The following is a 2,054-nucleotide window of genomic DNA, read 5'->3' as shown; positions in this document are numbered from 1 at the left end:
TGTCGGTGCTGATCAGCACCATCGCCAGCGTGCCATGCGCGCGCGCGGCATCGGCGACATGGCGCGTGCCGACCGCGTTGGTGAGCACGCCCTCGGCCGGATTCGCTTCGACGATCGGCACGTGCTTCAGCGCCGCGGCGTGGAACACGAGCTCCGGGCGGTGGCGCGCGAACAGCGCGAGCATCCGGTCGCGGTCGCGGATATCGGCGATCAGCGAGACGCGCGGCACGTCGGGCGCCGCCTCGGAGAGTTCGAGGTCGATCTCGTAGAGCGCATACTCGCTGTTGTCGGCGAGCACGAGCTCGGCCGGGCCGAGGCCGGCGATCTGGCGCGCGAGCTCCGAGCCGATCGTGCCGCCCGCGCCGGTGACCAGCACGCGCCGCCCGTGCACCAGCCGCGCCATGGCCTCGCGGTCGAGCGGCCGCTGCGGCCGGTCGAGCAGGTCCTCGATCGCGACCGGCTGGAGCGTCAGCGTCGGCGCCTCACCCTCGCGCGCGGCGGGGCGGAGCTCGGTCAGCGGCGGCATGGTCGCGACCGCGACCCCGGCCTCCTCGGCCGCGTCGAGCAGATGTTCCAGCCGCCCACCGGCGATCTCGCGCGCGGTGACAACGATCAGCGCCGGCGGGTGGCCCTTGCGCGCGAGCTTCCTCAGCGCGTGCGGCACGTCGTCGACCGAGCCCTCGACGCGGACGCCGTGCATCTGGCGCCCCGAGATGGCGTCGTCGGCAGTGATGAGCCCGACGACGCGGTAGCGCGGGCGGGTCTCGCGGGCGAGCGCGCGCAGAAACAGGTCCGCCCCGTCGCCCGCGCCGGCGAGCAGCACCGGCATGGCTTCGCCGGGTGCGGGCGCGCGCTCCTGCGCGGCACGGTAGGCGGCGCGTGCACCGAGCAGCAGCGCGGCGAGCGTCAGCGCGTGCAGGACGGGCAGGAACGGCGTGAAGGCAGCGATGCGGCCCGCGGCGGCGAGGCCGAGGCCGAACACCAGGGCGGCGGCGCCGGCGGCGCCGACCGTCCGGCCGAGATCGGCGAGCCCGGCGTAGCGCCAGGCGATCCGCGGCACCCGCGCGACCAGCAGCGCGACCGCGGCCAGCACCGCGAACACAGCCGCCTCGGTCGCCGTGCCGGCTGCCGCGCGCGTGGCGAGCGCGCCGGGGTCGGCGAGCAGCAGCGCGGCCGGCCAGGACAGCGCCGCCGCCGCCGTGTCCGCCGCCAGCACGGATTGGCTGCGCGTCAGCCGACTGCGGAGCTGATCGAGGAGCCTCATGTGGCCGACATACACCCCCGCCCCCGCGCCGGTGAACTGTCGGCGTGCGCGGGCCCGCTCAGCCTGGCCCGAAATCCACGTCCACCACGGTCCCGGCCCGAACCCGGCTGCCGGCGGCGATGCGCACGCCCGGCAGCACGACCGCGCCTGCGCCAAGGACGGCGCGGGCGCCGACGACCACCCCGCCGCAGAGCCGCACGCCGGGGCCGAGGAACGCGCCGTCGCCAAGGGCGCAGTCATGGTCCACGACCGCGGCGGTGTTGACGATGCAGAACCGGCCGACCGTCGCGCCCGTGCCGATCACCGCCGCCGCCGACACCGAGCAGCCGGCGCCGACCTGCGCCCCGCCCGCGAGCACCGCGAAGGGATGGATCGCGGTCGCGAGCGCTGCACCTGCGCGCAGGATCGCCCGGGAGAGATCGACCCGCCTGCCGGTGTCGCCGAGCGCCACGATCAGCGCCCGGCCGCGCCCGAAACCTGGGTCGAGCGCGCGCGCGAACGGCCCGAGCACCGGCAGCCCGGCGACGGGTCCGGCCACGCGGTCGTCGAGGAAGCCCGCGACGGGCCGGCCTGCCGCCAGCAGGATGTCGGCCACCACTCGGCCGTGCCCGCCCGCGCCGAGGATCAGCACCGGCGCGGTGATGGCTGGGTCGATCTCGTCCATCGGCACTAGAGGTGACGCGCGTCGGAAGCCGGGCGCGCCCTGCGCGCCGGCGCGTCCTCGGCGGGCCGGGCGAGGCCCCGATAAAGCGCGACGAGCCGGGCGGCGTCCTCCTCCCAGGCATAGTCG

Annotated in this window: 2 protein-coding genes; both read right to left on the bottom strand. The window is 76.6% G+C overall.

The genetic code is table 11. The features are described from left to right. Positions 1-1,264 (bottom strand): polysaccharide biosynthesis protein (locus ACTIFU_RS23585; protein WP_439580769.1); only part of this gene is annotated, 1,264 nt, incomplete at its 3' end. A gap of 58 nt (positions 1,265-1,322) precedes the next feature. After that, positions 1,323-1,928, bottom strand: coding sequence for a NeuD/PglB/VioB family sugar acetyltransferase (locus ACTIFU_RS23580; protein WP_439580768.1), 606 nt, complete (start codon positions 1,926-1,928; stop codon positions 1,323-1,325). Between the last annotated feature and the right edge of the window lie 126 nt (positions 1,929-2,054).

The organism is Elioraea sp., assembly GCF_051860475.1.
GTDB lineage: Bacteria > Pseudomonadota > Alphaproteobacteria > Acetobacterales > Acetobacteraceae > Elioraea.
The sequence above is the reverse complement of the archived record's forward strand: the minus strand, read 5'-3'. Positions and strand labels throughout refer to the sequence as shown.